The sequence below is a fragment of the Bacteroides sp. OM05-12 genome, from assembly GCF_003438995.1.
GTDB lineage: Bacteria > Bacteroidota > Bacteroidia > Bacteroidales > Bacteroidaceae > Bacteroides.
The window spans coordinates 129,610-149,870 of the sequence record NZ_QSUN01000003.1; the positions used below are offsets into that span (position 1 = coordinate 129,610).

Below are 20,261 nucleotides of genomic sequence, written 5' to 3' on the forward strand. Positions count from 1 at the left end.
AGGTCGATTGAATACAAAGATACGGTCGATTGATTACAAACTCCTATCGTTTGCAAACAATCGACCGTATGTTAAACAGACATTAAATATTGTCTATGATAAACCGGTAATAGCCATTACTTTACCAGTACCTTTCCTCTTACAGAATCATTTCCACGCAATACTTCAACAACATAAACTCCTTTTTCTACCGCAATGTCTGTATCACTATCTTCCACACGTTTTAAAGAAATCAATCTTCCGGTTGAATCATAAACCTTGATTGTACATGACTCCAACAGGGTCTTTACATGAATGATACCTTCACCACCATAGATTATGACATCACTATCACTTGTTTTGTCAACCGAAGTAGATCCTCCACAAACAAAGGTATACTCTGCCAAACCTGATTCTCCGGAAACATAGACGGCTTTAACCCCGGCTGTATAAGATTTTCCATTATCCAGGTTATTAAATGTATAATTCGTATCGGTAGTAGTACCTTGCAAGACTCCGTTTAAATATACATTATAGGTGGCATTACCTAAAGTCGGTGTTTCTTCATCAGACTCTCCCGGGCCTACATAGAATAAATCTAATTGCATTATAAATTTATCATACGAAATGTAATGGAAAGCAATATATACCTCTTCTCCTTCATATTTAGAAAGATCAACTTCATATTGCATCCAATCAGCCGGCAGTTCAAGTTCATCCAATATTTCAAATGTTTCCGTATCTTTCTTTGTGGAAATTGCAATGGCAACTCTTTCTTTATAGGCTGCTTCATAAGACTTGGCAATAAACCTCAAAACATATCCTTCACGGATTTTCTGAACCGGAGATATTAACCAATCATTAGATTGCCCCAGTTGAGCGGAGAAGAATGCAACATATTTATCTCCATCAGGAGCCAGCATAGCACCATCTTCTTCCATAGAAGGTGTTGTCGTTTTGGGATTGAATATCATACATGGAGATGGTTTATCGCAACCGGGGAAAGTAATATCCGTCCCGCCCATACGAACACCATAAGGAGGCAATCCATCCAAATCAATAGTAGTCCACTCTCCAAATGTCTGGCTGAAATCCTGATAGTCTTCAAAACTATCTGTAAATCCCAAATCCTGATTCCATTTCAACAATACATCACTCTTATCTTCCGCAGCAGCAGGGGTGAAATCTGCCGTTATATTATAAGGAGTGATTATTTGTTCTTTCAGTATGACATTCAACTCTTTATCCCCATCAAGTGTAAGATTTTCATTGTAAGATTCATAATAATCGGCCGATATATTAACTAAATAACTACCCTTTTCCAACGATTTCAGTTGTGAAACACCATTAGCAATCACATCACTGGTCTGTTTCCCGGTAGATATATTAATATAGTTTACCGTCAGTCCATCAGCGGAAAGCTTATTGTTTGTAGTAACATTCATTTTGACAGTTGCATAATGAGATGCATCCTCAATATCTACACTGATAGCCTCAGACATATCTGATTCAGAAACACGGTAAACAGCTTTTACCGACAATAGATGTGTCCCGACAGATAAATTTTCAAATCGATAAGATGTATCTTCTGTTTCCGCTATAAATGTACCGTCGCAATAAACTTTGAATTTCTCTGAAGGATTATCATTCGAGCGGCTTACCCTAGCAGCTTTCGATGGCTTAATAGAGCTCGGCCCTACATAAAAGTCATCTACCATCAGCATGAAATAAGCCTTCGAAACATATTGAATCGCTATATAAACTTCTTTTCCTTCATATTTTGCCAGACTATATTCAATCGTTTTCCATGCTTGATAATTAACCGTTTCATAATTTCCCGGAGTGAGGAATTCAAAGTCAGACATTTCAGTACCGGTGGTAGAAACACCTACTTTAAATTGTTCATTATACCGGTCTGCTGCCTTGGCCATAAAACGTACCACGTTATCTACTCCGACTTTAATTTTCGGTGAGATCAACCAATCATTATTAACCGCTCCACTGGCCGTACGGATAAATGCTGCATATTGCTTTCCACTATATGGAAGGAAAACAGGATATGAATACCACAATGGAGGAGTGATTGTCAGCGGATTAAAGATTGTTGCATATTGCGGCAACATACTATTCGGATAAGAACCTTGAATTTGCGCAGTAGCTTCCTTATCACCATCAATTCCCGTCCACGGTTGGAAATTAATAGAGAAAGCATCATAACTTTCAAAGTCATCAAAGAAATAGTCCGTCTCATTATTCCAATTTAAGACAACATCCGTTTGCCCGGTATGTGCATCATGTAACTTCTCTGCTTTCAAAGCATAAGGAGCTCTTACCGCTTCTTGCAAAACAATATCCAATGTACGGTCTTTGGTTATAACCAAATTATTATCAACATACTTAGCTAATGATAAACTCGATGCATCAATAGATAAAACGTTCACTCCACCCCTGACGCCACGAATCGTGCATTTACCTTCTTCTGATAAATAAGCAGTCGGATAAACCAGACCATACTCCGAATTAGATAGATTTACCGGTATGCCTTTCAAGTTATCACCGGTGACAGATGTTACATGCAATGATAAAGTGGAAGCATCATTTTCTACATAATACAATGAAGTCACAGATTCCGGTATGCCTTTGAAATACGTCCGGAATGCTGAAACAGTTTCAACATTTGGAGTAAATGCGGTCCCGTCAAAAATGTAATACCGAGTGGATTCATCATTCGTTAAAGGAGAATATGTACCTTCAAAAGTATATCCGGACTTTTCTACCGCAACAGGCTGATCTGTAGTTATAACAACATTGGTTGCCTCGAAATTCACGGCCGTACCTTCCGGTTTTAATATAATATAAGGCATATTGGCTCCCATTGTTGTGACATCTGCCAATGACAAACTTTGAGAGTTATAACCCGTAAACTCTTTTACAATACTATTTTGAGGTATACTTTGTACTGCAAACGGCAAACAAATTGTCTCTAACGTTTCATCAGAAGACTCACGGCCATAACTGATTTTCTCCGCTGTGAATGATTTCACAGGAACAAACGCCCCATCTCCGAATAATACAATATTGTTTGCTTTATTTCCTTTTACAACATTCTTCCAAGTATTCGGCACCACAGCATCTTCTGTCACATAAATCAAACAATTAGAATTTATGTTATCAAAAATAGTAGCCGAAACATTATCCGGAACAGTTATTGTTTCCATATAAATACCGGCAACAATATTACTTGATCCCAACGCTGTAGCAAGACGAGCCAGATCATCAGCATTCCATTCACCGATAAGAGCTAAGATTTTTTCATTGGCAAGTCCCTCTGATATAGTACCTTTTCCTACAACTCTGGCATTCTCTATTGCCGTGAAATCCATTTCAACATCATAGATAACATTGGTAGTACCTACGTGTATATCAGATTCCAAATCGGCAAAACCTTTTTCACTAGCAGTCAACTTATAGTCTTTATTTCCTTGGAAAACCTCTATGCTATAAGCACCGTCAGCATCTGTTACATCCGTATAAATTACATCACCAGAAGTCAAAGTAACATTTACATTTGCCAACCCGGTTTTTGACACTTTCTCAACCACCTTTCCACTAACCGTTGGTACTGCTTTCGAAGTATATATATGTACAACAGGTACAGTGTTAACAGAAGACATAGTCGAAGAAAGGAAACTATCATAGCTATCACTTTTTTTAGTCAATACTGTCCCAACAATATTGGAATCAAAACCAAAAGAATATGACTTATAAGTATCACTCACTGACTGAATCACAAGCCTCAAGTTCTTACCGGTATAATTAAACGCTACAGGTAAAGTAAATTCCATTAAGACAAAATTGGAGCTTGAGCCACCCGGAACAAAAGTATAATCAGAATTAAGCACTTTGGTCATCATCATTGTATCCCTCAATGCTGTAGCAGGTGCCTCATCTTCAGTATTCTCCAACCAAATAGTTACATGTGCAGGAAGTTCCTCTGAAGAAGAGTAATATGGAAATGCCAATTTATTTATGGGACTATTAGCTTCCAATCCTAAAACAGTCGACGTATATACGATTTCACTGATGCTGTTTTTATAATTCAAAGTTAACGGTACTGTAGAATTAGTCTTGTCCACACTACCTACAATTGTTTCATCAAGTGCAACTTCTTTATTGATGACAACTTCAACTTCCCCGGTTTTTACTGCATATTCCGAATCATTAACCTTAATCTCCGCCGACAACTTATGCACACCTTCTTTATGAGGTACATAACTCATACTGAATTCATGGTCGGCATAACTAGCTAATTCGACTCCTGTTACTGCACTAACTTCACGACCATCTTCATAAAGATATACCGTATAAGTACCCGCCGCCTCTATTTCACTACTTAAATTAGAAACAGTAAGTTTCAGATTTACCAGATTATTCACCATTCCGGTTTTGTCGGCATCAAAAGACTTGATAAAGAAATCATGCCCCACCGGAGCTAACTCATAACCATATACATTATCCATATAAGCATATCCGGCATCAAATGATAAATAGTAATCACCTACCGGAATATCCTTAATAACAAATGCTTTAAATTCACTCGAAGAAGCAGGGAACTTATAAACCTCGTCTGCATTATCAGTTGTAATCTCCTTCAACAACGTCCAGTTAACGCGATCCGAAGAATAGGAAACTTTCAATATAGAACTATTTGATCTCTTTGCTGCAAAAAAGACTAATGAATCTCCACTTGTTATCGTAAGTTTAGGAGATATTAATGCAGACAAATCAACATTACCATTTTCCGCACATTTCTTATTATAAGTTGTTGACGATGGTAAATTGGCGGATCTCCAATTAGACCCATCCGGTAATAACCAAACTTGGGATATACCGTTTTCAAAATCTTCCCACCAAACATTATCCGTAACAACTGCCCCTTTTACCTTAATCGTTTTTGTTCCTATTCCATCAAAATCAAATGTGATATCTCCACCCTTGAAGCCTGCTCCCGCCAGAGTTATTTTTTCATCGACAGTTTCCTGAGCACCTATCGTGTATGGGAATGTTTTAACAGTCGTCAGAGTAAAGCCATCAGGTAAATTTATATTCCTCAATGTTAATGGTGCACCACCAACATTCTTCAAAGCAATATCCACAGAGCGTGTTCCTTTAAATACCTCAAAATCTATCGGAGCATTTATAGAGCCCCCGGTACTCAATCTTACATCTAAATTAGCAACATAAGCTTTTACATCAAACCATTGAACTAACTTAGATGATCCGGTAAGATTTTCCTCAACCTTCAAACCGAACCATTCATCAACAGTCGGGTCTTTCAAAGTATACTCACCGGATATTTCAATTTCATTGCTCGTTTCTTCTACAGCCAAATCAAAAGTCGCATTCTGTGTAAAGAATGCTTCTCCAGAACTATTTGTCAGACTAAAGCTATAATTCTCCTCACCTGCATGCAATGCTACATTTCCCGTATTTTTAACTGTAAATTTAGCTGTAATCATCGCCTTTCCATTTGCATCTGCATAAACAGGTATTGGGGTAATCAGACTTGTTGTAACCACCTCTAAAGCTCTCTTTTCCGGAATATCAGCCTGTTCTGCACTAAATTCATCTAAACTTACATTATGCAAACGAAAACCAATATATGTATAATCATTTAAGGATAGTGTTACTTGCTGCCAACTAGAAGTGAGAGACAAACCATCCGGTAGTGTCATTTCTTCTCCTTTTGTATAAGTATCACCATTCTTTGTACATTGATACAAACTCAATTTCCCTGTACTATAAGAACTGTTCTTCACATAAAAAGTCACAGTACCTTTTACTGCCGGAGTCACCAATAAATCATAAGCAGTTTTAGAATCATAATCATCATTAGTTAAAGATTGGGAACCTCCTTTCAGATATGCTCCACTCTGCCCGCCGGAAGTGGGGACTGAATATGAGACATAGACATCGTCTCCTCCCCAACCTCCACCTGAATAGGGAAGATAATCCACTATATGCCCCCATCCTACAGGAGCAAAATCATGTTTACTAGTACTTAATCCGGTAAAAGTTTCTGAATAGGGAGAAACATCAATCGCTCCTACTTTCATAATACTTCCTGTTAGAAAGACCGATACCAGTAACAATAAACGCATAGTTATTTTTTTCATAAACCTTACTTTTTTATTTTTAAGACTAATAAAAAGTAAACGCTAACGCGTCTACTTTTTAATTATACGAGTATTATATATTTGATTATTCTGACAAATACTCAAAATATATATCCCTTGTGGTATGGATGAAACATTTATTTGAGTTGTATTCTCCACTTCTAAAACAACGTTTCCTGTTAAATCATAGATTAGAGCTGTCATTTCAAGAGAAACACCTTCCAAATAAATTACTTCTGTAGCAACAGTAGGGTAAACAGAAATATTTCCAGTGAATGCCTCTTGTATACCGACCATCCCTTTATTACCTAAATAAAAATCATCTAAAGCAGCACCTGCATTGGCAGAATAGCCATTCTGGGCTGCATATCTCCAACGCATCCACACCTGTTTCCCCATATAGTTCTTCAATGAAACAACCATTTGTGACCAATACTTCTCTTCAAAAGTTTTAGCCAACTCAGTCCATTCTCCATCTGCCGATTTAATTTCAAAATACAGAGCATCATTTCCATTATCAGTCCCTGTTAACTTACTATCATCAGATTGTTTTTCCAGATTTACAGGCATATTTTTAGCCCACCAGAATGCAGCTACAATTTCTTCCGTCGGCAATTGAATCAAAGAAGTCTGTAAAGATGCCTCCTGATTTTGTGAAGCATTTAAAAATACGCTACAACTATTCTTACCATTAAACGGATAGTAAGAATTTTGATTCCATCCTTTACCATCTCCATAAACAGTCCATCCTAAAGGCGGGAAAGTATCACCTTCAAAGTCCATATTATACGGGAAAGTTGAAATTGTTTGATCGGCCATCGTTGTAAAGCTCCATACCGTAACATCAGTTACTTCTCCTGTTTCATTATAAGGAATAACTTTCCAGTAATAAGTAGTATTCGGAGCAAGTACACCTGTTTTATAAGACGTCTCTGTTAAAGTTGCCCCATCAACCAAAGAAATCGGATTATTTTGATCTGTTCCAACATATAATTTATATCCTTCGGCAAATAGAACTCCTTCCCAGGAAAGTTCGATATCTGTATAACTACAATTAATCATACCATTCTTCGGAACAGGATTCTGTGCCGGCAAAAGAGCGCCTTCTTTATAAAGAGGTGGTAACACAATATCATCAAAATAAATATCACTGATTACTGAATCAAAGCCACCGGAAAAGTCGCCTGTATATCTCCAACGTAAATAACAATTATTTGATGTCGAATTTAAATCAACCGATACTCTTATTATTTCCTGAAAGATCAAATCCTTGGCAAACCAGATTTCTTCCCAATTACCATCATCCTGCTTTAATTCCAATGTAAAGTCATTAACCGGAACAGCTTCGCCTGTTTCATCAATATAAGACTCAATAAAATCAAAAACAACTTTATGATTTCCTCCACTTAAATCTAAACGTGGAGAAGTTAATGTACATTGTTCTAAAATACCACTCACAGCAGAATATAGCCCTGATATGGCTACTGTTTTAGAAATCTTCCATCCTGAATTTGTCCAACCCAACGGAGGCATTATCCCAGACTCAAAGCTTTCTAGTGTATACCCCTCCGGAATAATTGTCTTGGACCCCGATAACACAACATCCAAATTTCCTCCATTTGTCTGAATATTCAAAGTCACACTTCCTAGACCTCCCATTGTAGGATTATAGAAAACATAATAAGACATTTCCTCACCTGACTTAAGAGCAACTGCATCAATCGCAAGATTAGTGGAAAAATCAGTTTCTTCCAAACCGGAAATCCCAGTAATTCTTAGAACATCCTTACCGGAGTTTTTTAAAGTGAGTATTCCTTGTTTACGAACACCGATATATACATTCTCAAATTTATAAGAAGTTGTTCCGGAAACAACTGGAACAGGTGCAATATACTTATCTATTTTTACATCATCGATATCTATCAAACCTGACGCATACATAGTTCCATCATACAAAGGTTTAGGAGCAGAAGTATAATAAAATGCAAACTTCACTTTCTTACCTTTCCATGTAGAAAGATCTATATCAGAAGTGTAAACTGTCCATTGCTTCCATGGGCATACTACACCACTGGCTTCAACCTGTTCGTCATTGTTTATATCCCAAATAGTAACCCAATCTGCATTTCCATTTTCCTGTACTTTGATCTGCAAATCACAATACTTTTCAAAACCAACTTTTTGTCCGTACCACTTAAATTGAAAACTATATACACCTTCAGATGGTATTTCAACCTCCGGTGTTATTAGCCACTCTTCTTTTGCAGGTTCACTACTATCAGTAATCACTTCCACATAAGCTTTTCCACTCATATGGTTATCTTTCTCTCTATATATTCGTTCCCAATGTTTTGTCGCATTAACTTCCGTACTGGGAATAGCAGTCCAACCTTCTGGAGGAAAAGTCGTACCTTCAAAACTTTCATTCAGTATTTGCGCCTGAAGAAAACCCGCACTACATAATAGTAGTGCGAGAATCATTAACATATTCCTTTTCATAGCTATTTCTTTATTATTCTGGTAGTCTGAACTTTATCGTCAGTTTGTATAGTCACCAGATAAATGCCTACCGGCAAAGAAGAGACATCTATGCTATTTACATTTTCTTCGGATAGAACCACAGAACCGGACAGAGAGGAAACAGTCAGCTTCACTACATCGTTAGTTTCCACATATAAGACATCAGCAACCGGATTCGGATAAACACGAATATCATTATCGATACTATGCTGACTTATTCCAGTCATATCATAACTGAAATGTTCAAAATAGAAATCATCAAAGAATGCAACAAATCCATCTTTATCTGCTATATGCTGTAAACCTACATAAATCTTCTGACCGGCATATTTGCTAAGATCCACATTAAACTCCGTAAAACCATAATCATCCTTATGAGGAAGTTCAATATTTCCGCTTACCAATTCAAAACTAGATATATTCTTATCAGTAGTACTTACCCAAACTGAAACATGATGAAGATTAAATTGATCTTTCGGTGCATAAGACTTTCCATAAAAACGGAAATTAGATTCAGGTGTAGCAGTCAATTCTCCGCTAATAATCCAATCATTCGTAGAAGAAGAATGAGTCTGATCACACATTGCCGCCAATAGCTGATCACCGGAACGTGGATAAATATTACGCCAATCCGCCCCTTCGGGTTCCGGTTTTTGATTTATCACGATATAAGCAAACGGAGTGCCAATCTTAGGATAATTAATCATCACAGGTTTAACCGTAGCCAAAGCATCAACATCTACTGTTGTCAATCCCTTTGGAGAAGTAGAAGCGAACTCATCATCTTCGAAGCTATAATATAAAACATCTTCCGGCAAAGCAATACCCGATACCGGTAAAGATACCGATTGTCCATTTTCAAATGAAACGACCATTTCATCCTTAATTTCAGATGCTACCGTTCCCGCATTAAAAATCACAGCAAATACAGTACCCTTATTCGCCTCTAAAGTTATGCCGGTTTGCAATGTTGTAGTAAAGTTCTCCTTAGAGAATTTCACATTCTTAATCTTCAGTGTCTCGCTACCACCATTAGTCAGTGACAATATATTCTTTGAACTAAAGCTTCTCAAATAATTCACTTCACCTGCATTCCATTCATTCTTATTGAAATAAGCCATACATTCTGAGCCAATCAGTTCCACTTTCACATTATCTATGGAAACTCCCTTGCTCTTTAAACCATCAACCACATGGTATCTCCAACGGAATGTTACAGTTTTACCTTTATAAGCATCCAAAGCAACGCGCTCACGTACCCAATAAACATTATCCTTATCAGACATAATAGCCAATGTAGTCCAAGTACCGTCGACATCTATCTCAAAATATCCTGCATCAATGTCATTAGGACCCGTTGTATTATTTACTGCTGTACCAAGCGGATCTTTCTGTAAACCGGCAGGAACGCCATTTCCCCAATAGAAAGTAATTTGAGCTTCTTTGTCCGTAGGAAGTACAAATTCAGGACTCTCCAATATGGCAGTTGAATTGCTGGTACTTCCTCCTGCATAGGCCGATCCATTGCCATCAAAAGCATTAAACTGCGATAAATCCCAACGTGTGTAGCCTTCTTTGGTTGTATTCCATCCTAATGGGAATGTTTTTTCGTCAAATCCCTGTATATACGGATATGACTTCACACTTTGGTCTGCCATTACTGTAAAATTCCAAACCGGCACATTCGTTGCTTCACCCGCAGCATTAGAAGGCACTACTTTCCAATAATATGTCTTTGCATAATCCAATCTATTAAGTGTATAAGAAGTATTTAATCCGGTACTTTCACCATTTACGATATCGAATTTATTACTTTCTGTTCCCACATATACTTTATAATTAGTAGCAAACAACACTCCACCCCAAGATAATACAAGATTCTTATTATAAATATCAGTTGCGTTATTAGCAGGAATGTTACCTGTAGCTGCCGATGGAGCTTTATCACTGCCATAAAGAGGAGGAAGTACTACATCATCCAGATATACATTACTATATTCAGGCAATTCATCATAGCCACCGCTTAAATTCAGCCCCGGTAACGTATATGACCATTTCAAATAACAATTATCGGATTTAGGCGAGCCTAAACTAATTTCCTTATGAAGTACCTGATTCAAATCCACATTATCAAATAACGGTTTCCCCCAAGTAGCTCCACCATCCGTACTCAAATATAATCTAAAATAGTTTTCCGGTAATCCTCCATCATCACTACTAGGTTCATAGTCTTCCAAGAAATCAAAGTTAACGGTATATTCCTGATTTCCTGACAAATTTAATCGTGGCGATATTAGTTCAGACTTTTCGCAAATACTAACAACCGCACTGCGGTCTCCCGATAATCCGGCATTATAAACATTCCATCCACTTCCTTCAATACGCCAACCAAGAGGAGGGAATACATTACCTTCGAAACTTTCATAAGTGTAACCTTCAGGAAGTATTCTTTTTGAACCGGAAACTTTAATCTCTAAAGGAGTACCACCGTTTGTTTCAATTTTAATCGTAGTATTAGGAGCACCTGATAAAGTAGGTTGGTAAATAAGCTGAAATTGATATTCTTCATTCTTCTTTAACTCCACCTCTCCCGGAATTATCGTTGTAGAGAAATCTGTACTATTTGAGCTAGATACCGATGTCACCTTCAAAACACCACTACCTATGTTCTTAAAACTTAATACTTCCGAATATTTCTTGGAACCTATATAAGAAACAGGAAAAGTATAAGTAGACGTTGCTGATTCTATTTGAGGATTCAATATCGGATCATACTTCTGAACAAGTATATCATCTACCTTTATGTCATTACCAACGCCAAGACCCGGTTTTAATTTACAATGAACAAAGGCTATTTTAATTGATTTTCCTTTATAATTCGTCAAATCTATAAGTGAAGTATATTTAAGCCATCCTGTCCATGGATATTTAATTCCGCTATCTTCCACCTGATCTTTATTCAAGAAAGACCAGATTGTAGTCCAAGAACTTTGTCCGTCTATTTGAACACGAACCTGAAAATCATATTCCTGCTTATCTATAGCGGCAGCAGAAGCTCCTACCCATTTAAACTCTAATTTATAAGAGTCATCTGTTAATTGAAGTAACGGAGTGATAAGCCATTCTTCTTTTATCGGCTCATCATAAGTATATCCTCCACATTCTACGCGAGCTGATTTTTTACCAGAAATGGCACTCTTATCATCCTCATATAACGTCCAATGGAAATGGCTGTTTTCTTGGGAATCATTAATAACACTCCAGCCTTGAGGAGGCATAGAAGTCGCACTCTCAAAATCTTCACTAAGCAATGTTTGTGCTTTTACAGAGAAAAGCGACAATACTACCAACAAAAAGAAAAGTCCAAGTTTTTTCATAAGCTTCTTAATTTTAGATTCGTACTTATTGTTCTCACAAATACAAAAATAATTAATTAATAGAAGCTTTTTTGTTTCAGAACGTTACATCAGCAAGCAAAACAATACTGATAATCAACGCATTAAAACAGCAGCTGTTACAATAACATATAAATAACTCATTTATTATTAAAAATAGCATCAAATAGTTCCTCTGACTTCATTGTTTGTAGCACTTTGTTTTTAATACGGCTCTTTTGAGTACGAATTGCATTTTCGCTCACATTCTTACAAGCCGCACATTGTTGGTTAGTTAATTTCAATTGAGCCAAACAGCACAATAAACATTCCTCTCTCGTTAAATTTACATATTTACTCAAATCTTCAATATATGGTTCAAATGTTTTGGCTATGGCGTCCATTAAAACTTGTTGATCATTATAAAGCAGATTACCCTTTCCTTTCAATGTTTTAATTAACTGCTTATAAGCCAGACTTTCTTTAAAAAGTTCCGCATAAAGTTCACCTCGCTTTATGATTATCTGTATTTGTTCTCCATCCTCTTGCTGCAATAAAATAGGGTCAGATGGTCTTATCATCATTCGTTCAACAAGTTTTTTTCTTCTACGATAAATAGAATAGATTAATACGTTAATCAGAACAATCGCCGACAACAACCAATAGAGCCAGACGGCGGACTTTTTATTCATGGCATCAATAACCTGTTGTTGTTTCAGTTTTAACTCTGCATCACCTATCTCAACAGTCTTGTTCAGATGCTCAATAGAGTCTTTCAAAATCATAAATTGCTTGGCATAAAAAAGAGAATCTCCCCTCCCCACATATCTTGCTAATTCTGATAAGCGACGCAAACAATTAGCATGTATGTACAGATCATTGCTTTCAAGCCCTAACAAGCTGTAATACCAAGCAGAATCATACTTACCAATCTGCATATATAATGAACTGTGAATTGAGTAATTACGATACTTGGTCAAACTATCTTCAGTTATATTCATCGATTTAGAATTCCATTCCATCGCTTTATCCAACATGCCCATCTCTCCGTAGATTACGGAAAGATTATTATAAATAGCAGCCAATTCTTCTTTATCATTGATTTCCTGATTCATCTCATAGGCTTTCAGTATATAATATAATGTACTATCCAACTGAGCCTTAAATATGAAGCATTTACCCACTCCACGTAAAGATTTGGAAGCCAAAGTTTTGTCTTCTATTTGATTGGATATATCAAAGGCTTTCTTATGTAGCTCTATAGCCCGATCATAGTAACGATGAAGGCTAAGTAACTCCCCTAACTGATTATAGACCGTTGCCGTCAAGTGATATTCGTTAGATTTATCTAATAAGGATAAACTTTTACGATAATATATTACTGCAGAATCAGCTTTCCCCTCTTTCTCCAACAACTTACCGTGTTGATATAAAGAATTTGCTTGAGTCATTTCATCTGATGATAATTCACCATTTGAACAGGATATAAAGAAAACTAATACAAAAAGCAGGTATATTTTCATTATTCTAGTAGTTATTTCGCTTACAAAATTAAATTATATTTTCTAGGAATCAAAATATAACTCAAAATATAATAAAATAAACATTCTAGCATCTATTACTTAACATATACCAAGACTTATGTTCCAAAAGTATTTCCTTATATATTATGTTCGGCTAAAAGAAAACCATTTCCGATAAATCCGATTCTTACTCTTATATTTTTTTACAAAATCCAATAGTGAAGCACACACGGTAATCCTATAGAAGTTAGGTTCACGAATAATAACAATAACAGGAAGATTGTAAACCAACAAATCTATGAAAACCATTTCAGCGGTAAAGTCATTACCTATCGGATACCAATATTCGGAGAAAAGATTCTGTGCTTCTTCATCCAGTTGGTAATAATGATCAACCCATTCATCATATCTGGTTATAATCTGGTCGATAGGAAATAAATGATTAACAAATTTCACATGACCGCAATTCCTTTTTTCCAGACTCTTCCTTGTCAGACATTCCTCACATACTGCACACAGTTCCATCCATGCATCTTTATGACGATGCAAATACTTGATGCACTTTACTGCCTTATTTTTATTATAAGAAATATCCATGTCTGCAATTTTTTTAATTAAACATCTGCCTCAGTTCCTCATGGCCGGTTTCTGAAATAAAAAAGCGTGGAACTGCGTGCTATTTCATCGACGAAGGTCCTAGGAAAACCCGATGTATAAAATAGACAGCAGACCCACGCATATATGCGCAGAACCCGCTATGCTACCTCCATACATCATTGAAAATTTCCTAGGTTCTCATCGACAGAGATAAAGCACAACGCTTTATAATATTTATTTTCTCAATTTCATTTGATACCAGACACTTCCGGTTTCATTCGCAAAGCTAAACAATATCCGACAAAATGAAAAGAGATTTATTAAATATCTAAATCACTGCACTTTTTTCTCAAAACAAAAAAGCACCTCTTTAGTTGAATCATTCACAAAGATTTATTCAAAATATGCGATGGTTTGAATCGTTTAGGCATGGGAAGCCTGTCGTTTAACCTTGGCTAAACGACAGGCTTCCCATGCCTAAACGCAAGGATTTGCTTGGGTAAACGAATGAATGGTCAGGATGATGAGGATTACTGTCAAGCAAAAAAAAGACGAAAGACTTGTCGTTTTACAGACAAGACTTTCGTTTTACTTTAAAAAATATAAATGAAAATGTGGCTTATTTAAGACGTGCGCTTAATTTCTCCAACATGTCCTTAGTCATCGTTTCCAAATTATACTGAGGTTTCCAGTCCCACTCATTACGGGCACAAGTGTCATCCAAGCTGTCAGGCCAACTGTCTGCAATGGATTGTTTCAACGGATCAACCTCATATCGCATCTTGAAATCCGGTTTATGCTTCTTTATTTCGGCATAAATTGTCTCGGGAGCAAAGCTCATCGAAGCGATATTAAAGGCATTACGATGTACTAATCTGCTTGGATCTGCCTCCATCAACGAAATAGCAGCATGCAACGCATCCGGCATATACATCATATCCATCAGTGTACCTTCTTTGATAGGACAGACGAATTCCTCTCCTTTTACTGCCGAATAGTATATATCGACCGCATAATCGGTTGTTCCGCCTCCCGGAGGGGTTACATTTGAGATAATACCGGGAAAACGTACGGCACGGGTATCCACACCATATTTATTATAATAATAATCACTTACTAATTCCGTTGTCACCTTAGTAACGCCATACATGGTACGAGGACGCTGTATCGTATCCTGCGGAGTTTTCACATGAGGAGTATCCAACCCGAAAGAGCCGATGGAACTAGGGGTAAACACAGAGCAGTTATAATGACGGGCAATCTCCAGGACATTGAACAAACCATCAATTCCGATATGCCAGGCAAGCTGAGGCTTTGACTCGGCCACTACAGACAACAAAGCTGCGAGATTGTATATCGCATCGATGTGATACTTCTTTACAACATCCAAAATCATATCCGTACAAGTGATGTCTACCACTTCGGAAGGACCTGACTCCATTAAAACATCCGTCGGAGGAGCTGATGGGATATACCCAGCAATAACATGTTCATTACCATAGCGTTTTCTCAACTCCATCGTCAATTCCGAACCAATCTGGCCCGTGGATCCGATAACCAAGATATTTTTCATAAAATTAATAATTAGGTTATGTTATACACTGACAAAGATAAATCCTTTTTTTATAATATTATTCAAAAACTTGTTTGTTTATTCAAATAAAATGCAGAACTTTGGGAAAAAGAAAGTAGAGCGGTTATGCAAGTTTCATAATCACTTTTTTTAATACCTTAATTATTAATTATATAACTTATGTACGGTAAAATCAAAGAACACCTCAGAGATACACTCTCTGAAATTAGGGAAGCCGGACTTTATAAAGAAGAACGACTCATCGAAAGCCCGCAACAGGCCGCCATCACAGTTAAAGGAAAAGAAGTGCTGAACTTTTGCGCCAACAATTATCTAGGATTATCCAACCACCCGAGACTAATCAAGGCTGCGCAAGAAATGATGGATAAAAGAGGATACGGTATGTCGTCCGTACGCTTCATTTGTGGTACACAAGACATACACAAAGAATTGGAAGCGGCAATAGCCGATTACTTCAAGACTGAAGATACGATCCTTTACGCAGCTTGCTTCGATGCCAATGGCGGTGTATTTGAACCTCTTTTTACCGAAGAAGATGCGATTATCAGCGACTCGCTGAACCATGCTTCTATCATCGACGGTGTACGTCTTTGCAAAGCAAAACGTTATCGCTATGCAAATGCTGATATGGCTGAACTTGAAAAATGCTTGCAAGAAGCACAGGAACAGCGTTTTCGTATCATAGTTACAGACGGAGTGTTCTCTATGGACGGGAATGTGGCTCCGGTAGACAAGATTTGTGATTTAGCTGAAAAATACGATGCTTTGGTGATGGTAGATGAATCTCACTCTGCCGGAGTAGTAGGCGCTACCGGACACGGTGTCAGCGAATTATATAAAACATACGGACGAGTGGACATTTATACCGGAACATTGGGCAAAGCCTTTGGCGGTGCAATGGGTGGTTTTACCACAGGCCGCAAAGAAATTATCGATCTGCTTCGCCAGCGCAGCCGTCCTTATTTATTCTCCAACTCGGTAGCTCCGGCAGTAATCGGCGCCAGCCTGGAAGTATTCAGAATGCTGAAAGACAGCAATGCACTGCATGATAAACTGGTAGAGAATGTGAACTATTTCCGTGACAAGATGCTTGCCGCAGGATTCGACATCAAACCTACTCAAAGTGCTATTTGCGCCGTCATGTTATACGATGCAAAACTTTCTCAGATATATGCGTCCCGTCTACTTGAAGAGGGTATCTACGTTACCGGTTTCTATTATCCTGTTGTTCCGAAAGGTCAGGCACGTATCCGTGTTCAGATTTCAGCCGGACACGAGAAAGAACATCTGGATAAATGTATCAATGCATTTATCAAAGTCGGAAAAGAGCTTGAAGTAATCAAATAATCGATCAAAGGTATTTAAAGACGATTTCATTAAAAGAAGAACAGCAAAGAGATAAATAAATATTTCTCTTTGCTGTCTTTTTATGGAATATCCATCCACTATCAGGCATCTATTATTAAATGCTCCAAATCCTTACCGGTCAAAGGGATGGAATCATTATCCACATTTATAATGGCATCCGACAACCGGGACTTCTTACGCTGAATATCCAATATTCTTTCTTCCAATGTACCGGTAGTGACAAAGCGATAAACGAAAACCGCCTGTTTCTGCCCAATGCGGTGTGCCCTACTTATCGCTTGCTCTTCCGCAGCAGTATTCCACCACGGATCAAGTATGAAAACATAGTCTGCTTCCGTCAGATTAATGCCAACCCCACCTGCTTTTAATGAGATTAGGAAGAACTGACACTCCTTATCGGTATTAAAAGTAGAAATCTGCCTTTCACGGTCTTTTGTCGTTCCTATCAGCATCGCATACTTCCATCCTCTTTCATCCATTTCTTCCGCTACCAGATCGAGGTATTTTACATAATCTGAAAACAACAAAACCTTATGTCCACTGCCTGCCAACGTTTCCAACATACGGAATACTTCCTGAACCTTACCCGACGAACCTTTATAATCAATATCCACCATACGGGGATGATTAGCAATCTGCCTCAAACGCCCTATTGCCTGAAGAGCGTTAAACGTCCGGTTATTGCCTGCCTGTTCCAAAGTCTGTTCCAAGATTTGATTCCGGGCTTTGGAAAGCTCTTGCTCATAAACTTTCTTTTGCTCGGAAGACAATTCACAAAAAATAAGTTCATCCGTACGTTCCGGTAGATCCTGGAGTACCTCATCCTTCGTTCGCCGTAGGATATAAGGCTTAACCAAACGATTCAGAATATTCAGATGCAATTCATTGAATCCATTATCTATCGGACGAATAAAATATTTCTGAAACGAACTATGATTACCCAGCAATCCATGATTGATAACATTCATCAACGACCACAAATCACTGAGTGAGTTTTCTATCGGAGTACCGGAAAGAGCGACAAAATGTTCTGCCTGTAATGACTGAACTGCCTGATAAAGCTGCGAATCACGATTCTTAAACATCTGAGCTTCATCAAATACCACTATACCAAAATGCTGCCGGGAAAAGAAATCAATATCATTCCGCATTGTCTGGTAAGTAGTCGTCACTACATCCCAACGCATCAACGCCGGTTGCATTCTTGAACGATGCATGCCAATGTAACTCCCGACTGTCAGAGACGGTGCGAATTTCAGTAACTCATTCCGCCAGTTATGCTCTACGGATGCCGGAGCAATGATAAGACAAGTATAAAAAGGAGGCAAACCGGATTCTTCATTTGCCTCTGCATTACTCTCATCAAACAAATCCGGCTGTTTCGGTGTTTCAACCCACAAAGTATCTTTCCTACGGCTCTCTTCTTTATATTTTAAAAGTAGGCTGATTGTCTGAATCGTCTTTCCCAACCCCATATCATCCGCAAGGCAAGACCCTAAGTGTTGCCTATAAAGTGTATAAAGCCAACGAAACCCCTTTAGTTGATAGTCACGTAAAGTTGCCCGCAAAGTAGAAGGAGGCATTACTTCCGGTATAACTTCATTTATTTCAGCAGGGCATTTCCTGTCTTCATTATCCAACAAAGAAGATTGATTACGTTGCAGTATTATTTTCCCTTCACGATTCCGGTGTCCGAAAAGGAGCAAACCGGAATATCGCGCAAACCATTCTTCCGGGATCATAAAGACCAAACCATTCTTTAGTTTATATTCCCGTATGCCCGACAATATGTTCTCCCACAAATCCTGCAAATAGAACTTATATCCATTATCCAGCATGATTTCCGCTTTCAACTGAAACCAGTCAGCAGACGACTCTTCACGTACATAAGACAGTTTATAGCCACCTATATAAAACCTACGGTCCAGCCTTTCCTGAGTAAACTCAAAATGATGCGCCTTCAAATATTCCAAATGAACATTCACCCATTCTACTGCTTCCGCCCACAGCATCTTCTCCTGCCATCCCCAATAGCCGGCAGCAAACCAATGAAGTCCTAATTCCTCCAGACCATCGACAAACGTCTTTTCCCATTCAAAGTCTCGCGCCAGCTTATAGAAGCGGTATTGTCCGTCCTCCTCTTTAAGTTCTACGATAAAAGGTTTCCGAGTGGCAGACGAAACAACACGTTCGTTATACTTGAAGCTTAGTTCTAAAATCGGTTCCCCCATCAGGTTTTGTTCCAAAGACAACATAACCTTCTTACTAATCTCCGGTTCAACCACATCAAACCCCTCAACCTCAATATCTTCATTACAAATGTTTTTCAGAATAAAAGTACGAAAATAGGCAGCCTCATTCTGACGGGGAATAATCACTTCTTCTTTCTGCAAAAAAGGCTTTAACCTCGTTCCGCTAAAATTGTCAATGAGATAGTATAAAACATTATCTATCAATATCAAGGCCGGTTGCTCGGTTATGACTTTTAACTCCGATTCCGAAGGTATTATGATTTCATCTCCCAATGATAATCGAAGTCTGTATCGTATATTTTCATCGCTACGAAAGAAACCAAGTAGCGGCTTTACCCGTTCCTGTCCCAAATGAATCCGGTTCTTTTTATGAGGATTATCCCAACGGCTCTCCCGTAAAAAAAGCAAAAGGTCGGCCTCCATGATAAGACGAATAATCCTTTCCACAATCTTGTCAATATAAGCACGAACAGACTTCAACGTCTTCTCATCAGTTTTATCGATAAAAAGTTGTTCTGTACGATATTTGTCCTTTCCAAAGACGGTATACAGTTCACTTACCTCATACCCTTTACATAGTTCAAATATCTGTTTCTCAACAGGTGACATCTGCCAATTATCCGTCTCGGTGAGGCGTCCCAAGTAAAGAAAGAACTCTCCCTGATCCACGGCACGAGCCGGATGTATGGTATAATTTCCCCACTTGGTGTCTTGAGAAAGAATAAAGACTAATTGTTCATCTGGTTCACTCATCTTTTGCCTGTTTTTGATACAAACCACAAAGATACGCTTTTGTTTTTCGTACTTCCTCCCTCTTTCAGGTATTTTTTCTATTCTTACAAGTGTTTTTTAATTTAAAAGCATTACATTTGCACCAC

Annotated in this window: 8 protein-coding genes; 1 reads left to right on the forward strand and 7 read right to left on the reverse strand. The window is 37.9% G+C overall.

What is annotated here, in order from left to right; translation table 11 throughout:
- Positions 1 to 116 precede the first annotated feature (116 nt).
- From DXB63_RS03850 to DXB63_RS03875, 6 genes are all read right to left on the reverse strand, one after another.
- Positions 117 to 6,155 (reverse strand): choice-of-anchor J domain-containing protein, encoded by a 6,039-nt coding sequence (locus DXB63_RS03850; protein ID WP_122125079.1) that lies wholly within the window; start codon positions 6,153 to 6,155, stop codon positions 117 to 119.
- Positions 6,156 to 6,206: 51 nt separating this feature from the next.
- Entirely contained in the window at positions 6,207 to 8,654 is a 2,448-nt protein-coding gene (locus tag DXB63_RS03855) for a T9SS-dependent choice-of-anchor J family protein (RefSeq protein WP_122125080.1), read from the reverse strand.
- A 2-nt stretch (positions 8,655 to 8,656) separates the two neighbouring features.
- Positions 8,657 to 12,052 (reverse strand): T9SS-dependent choice-of-anchor J family protein, encoded by a 3,396-nt coding sequence (locus DXB63_RS03860; protein WP_122125081.1) that lies wholly within the window; start codon positions 12,050 to 12,052, stop codon positions 8,657 to 8,659.
- Positions 12,053 to 12,210: 158 nt separating this feature from the next.
- Positions 12,211 to 13,572, reverse strand: a complete 1,362-nt coding sequence (locus tag DXB63_RS03865; protein ID WP_122125082.1) for a tetratricopeptide repeat protein — start codon at positions 13,570 to 13,572, stop codon at positions 12,211 to 12,213.
- A 144-nt stretch (positions 13,573 to 13,716) separates the two neighbouring features.
- Complete coding sequence (locus DXB63_RS03870; protein WP_122125083.1) at positions 13,717 to 14,169, reverse strand: SMI1/KNR4 family protein; 453 nt, start codon at positions 14,167 to 14,169, stop codon at positions 13,717 to 13,719.
- Between the two features lie 619 nt (positions 14,170 to 14,788).
- On the reverse strand, positions 14,789 to 15,742 hold the full coding sequence (locus tag DXB63_RS03875) for an NAD-dependent epimerase/dehydratase family protein (protein ID WP_122125084.1): 954 nt from the start codon (positions 15,740 to 15,742) through the stop codon (positions 14,789 to 14,791).
- A 180-nt stretch (positions 15,743 to 15,922) separates the two neighbouring features.
- On the opposite strand from DXB63_RS03875, the gene kbl reads away from it, so the two are divergent.
- Complete coding sequence (gene kbl, locus DXB63_RS03880; RefSeq protein ID WP_122125085.1) at positions 15,923 to 17,110, forward strand: glycine C-acetyltransferase; 1,188 nt, start codon at positions 15,923 to 15,925, stop codon at positions 17,108 to 17,110.
- A gap of 101 nt (positions 17,111 to 17,211) precedes the next feature.
- On the opposite strand, the gene DXB63_RS03885 is transcribed toward kbl, so the two are convergent.
- On the reverse strand, positions 17,212 to 20,136 hold the full coding sequence (locus DXB63_RS03885; protein ID WP_122125086.1) for a DEAD/DEAH box helicase: 2,925 nt from the start codon (positions 20,134 to 20,136) through the stop codon (positions 17,212 to 17,214).
- Between the last annotated feature and the right edge of the window lie 125 nt (positions 20,137 to 20,261).

Coding starts and splice junctions, on each gene's coding strand:
- DXB63_RS03855 (WP_122125080.1), bottom strand. CDS start 8,654: ATGAAAAGGAATATGTTAATGATTCTCGCACTACTATTATGTAGTGCG.
- DXB63_RS03860 (WP_122125081.1), bottom strand. CDS start 12,052: ATGAAAAAACTTGGACTTTTCTTTTTGTTGGTAGTATTGTCGCTTTTC.
- DXB63_RS03865 (WP_122125082.1), bottom strand. CDS start 13,572: ATGAAAATATACCTGCTTTTTGTATTAGTTTTCTTTATATCCTGTTCA.
- DXB63_RS03870 (WP_122125083.1), bottom strand. CDS start 14,169: ATGGATATTTCTTATAATAAAAATAAGGCAGTAAAGTGCATCAAGTAT.
- DXB63_RS03875 (WP_122125084.1), bottom strand. CDS start 15,742: ATGAAAAATATCTTGGTTATCGGATCCACGGGCCAGATTGGTTCGGAA.
- kbl (WP_122125085.1), top strand. CDS start 15,923: ATGTACGGTAAAATCAAAGAACACCTCAGAGATACACTCTCTGAAATT.
- DXB63_RS03885 (WP_122125086.1), bottom strand. CDS start 20,136: ATGAGTGAACCAGATGAACAATTAGTCTTTATTCTTTCTCAAGACACC.
- DXB63_RS03850 (WP_122125079.1), bottom strand. CDS start 6,155: ATGAAAAAAATAACTATGCGTTTATTGTTACTGGTATCGGTCTTTCTA.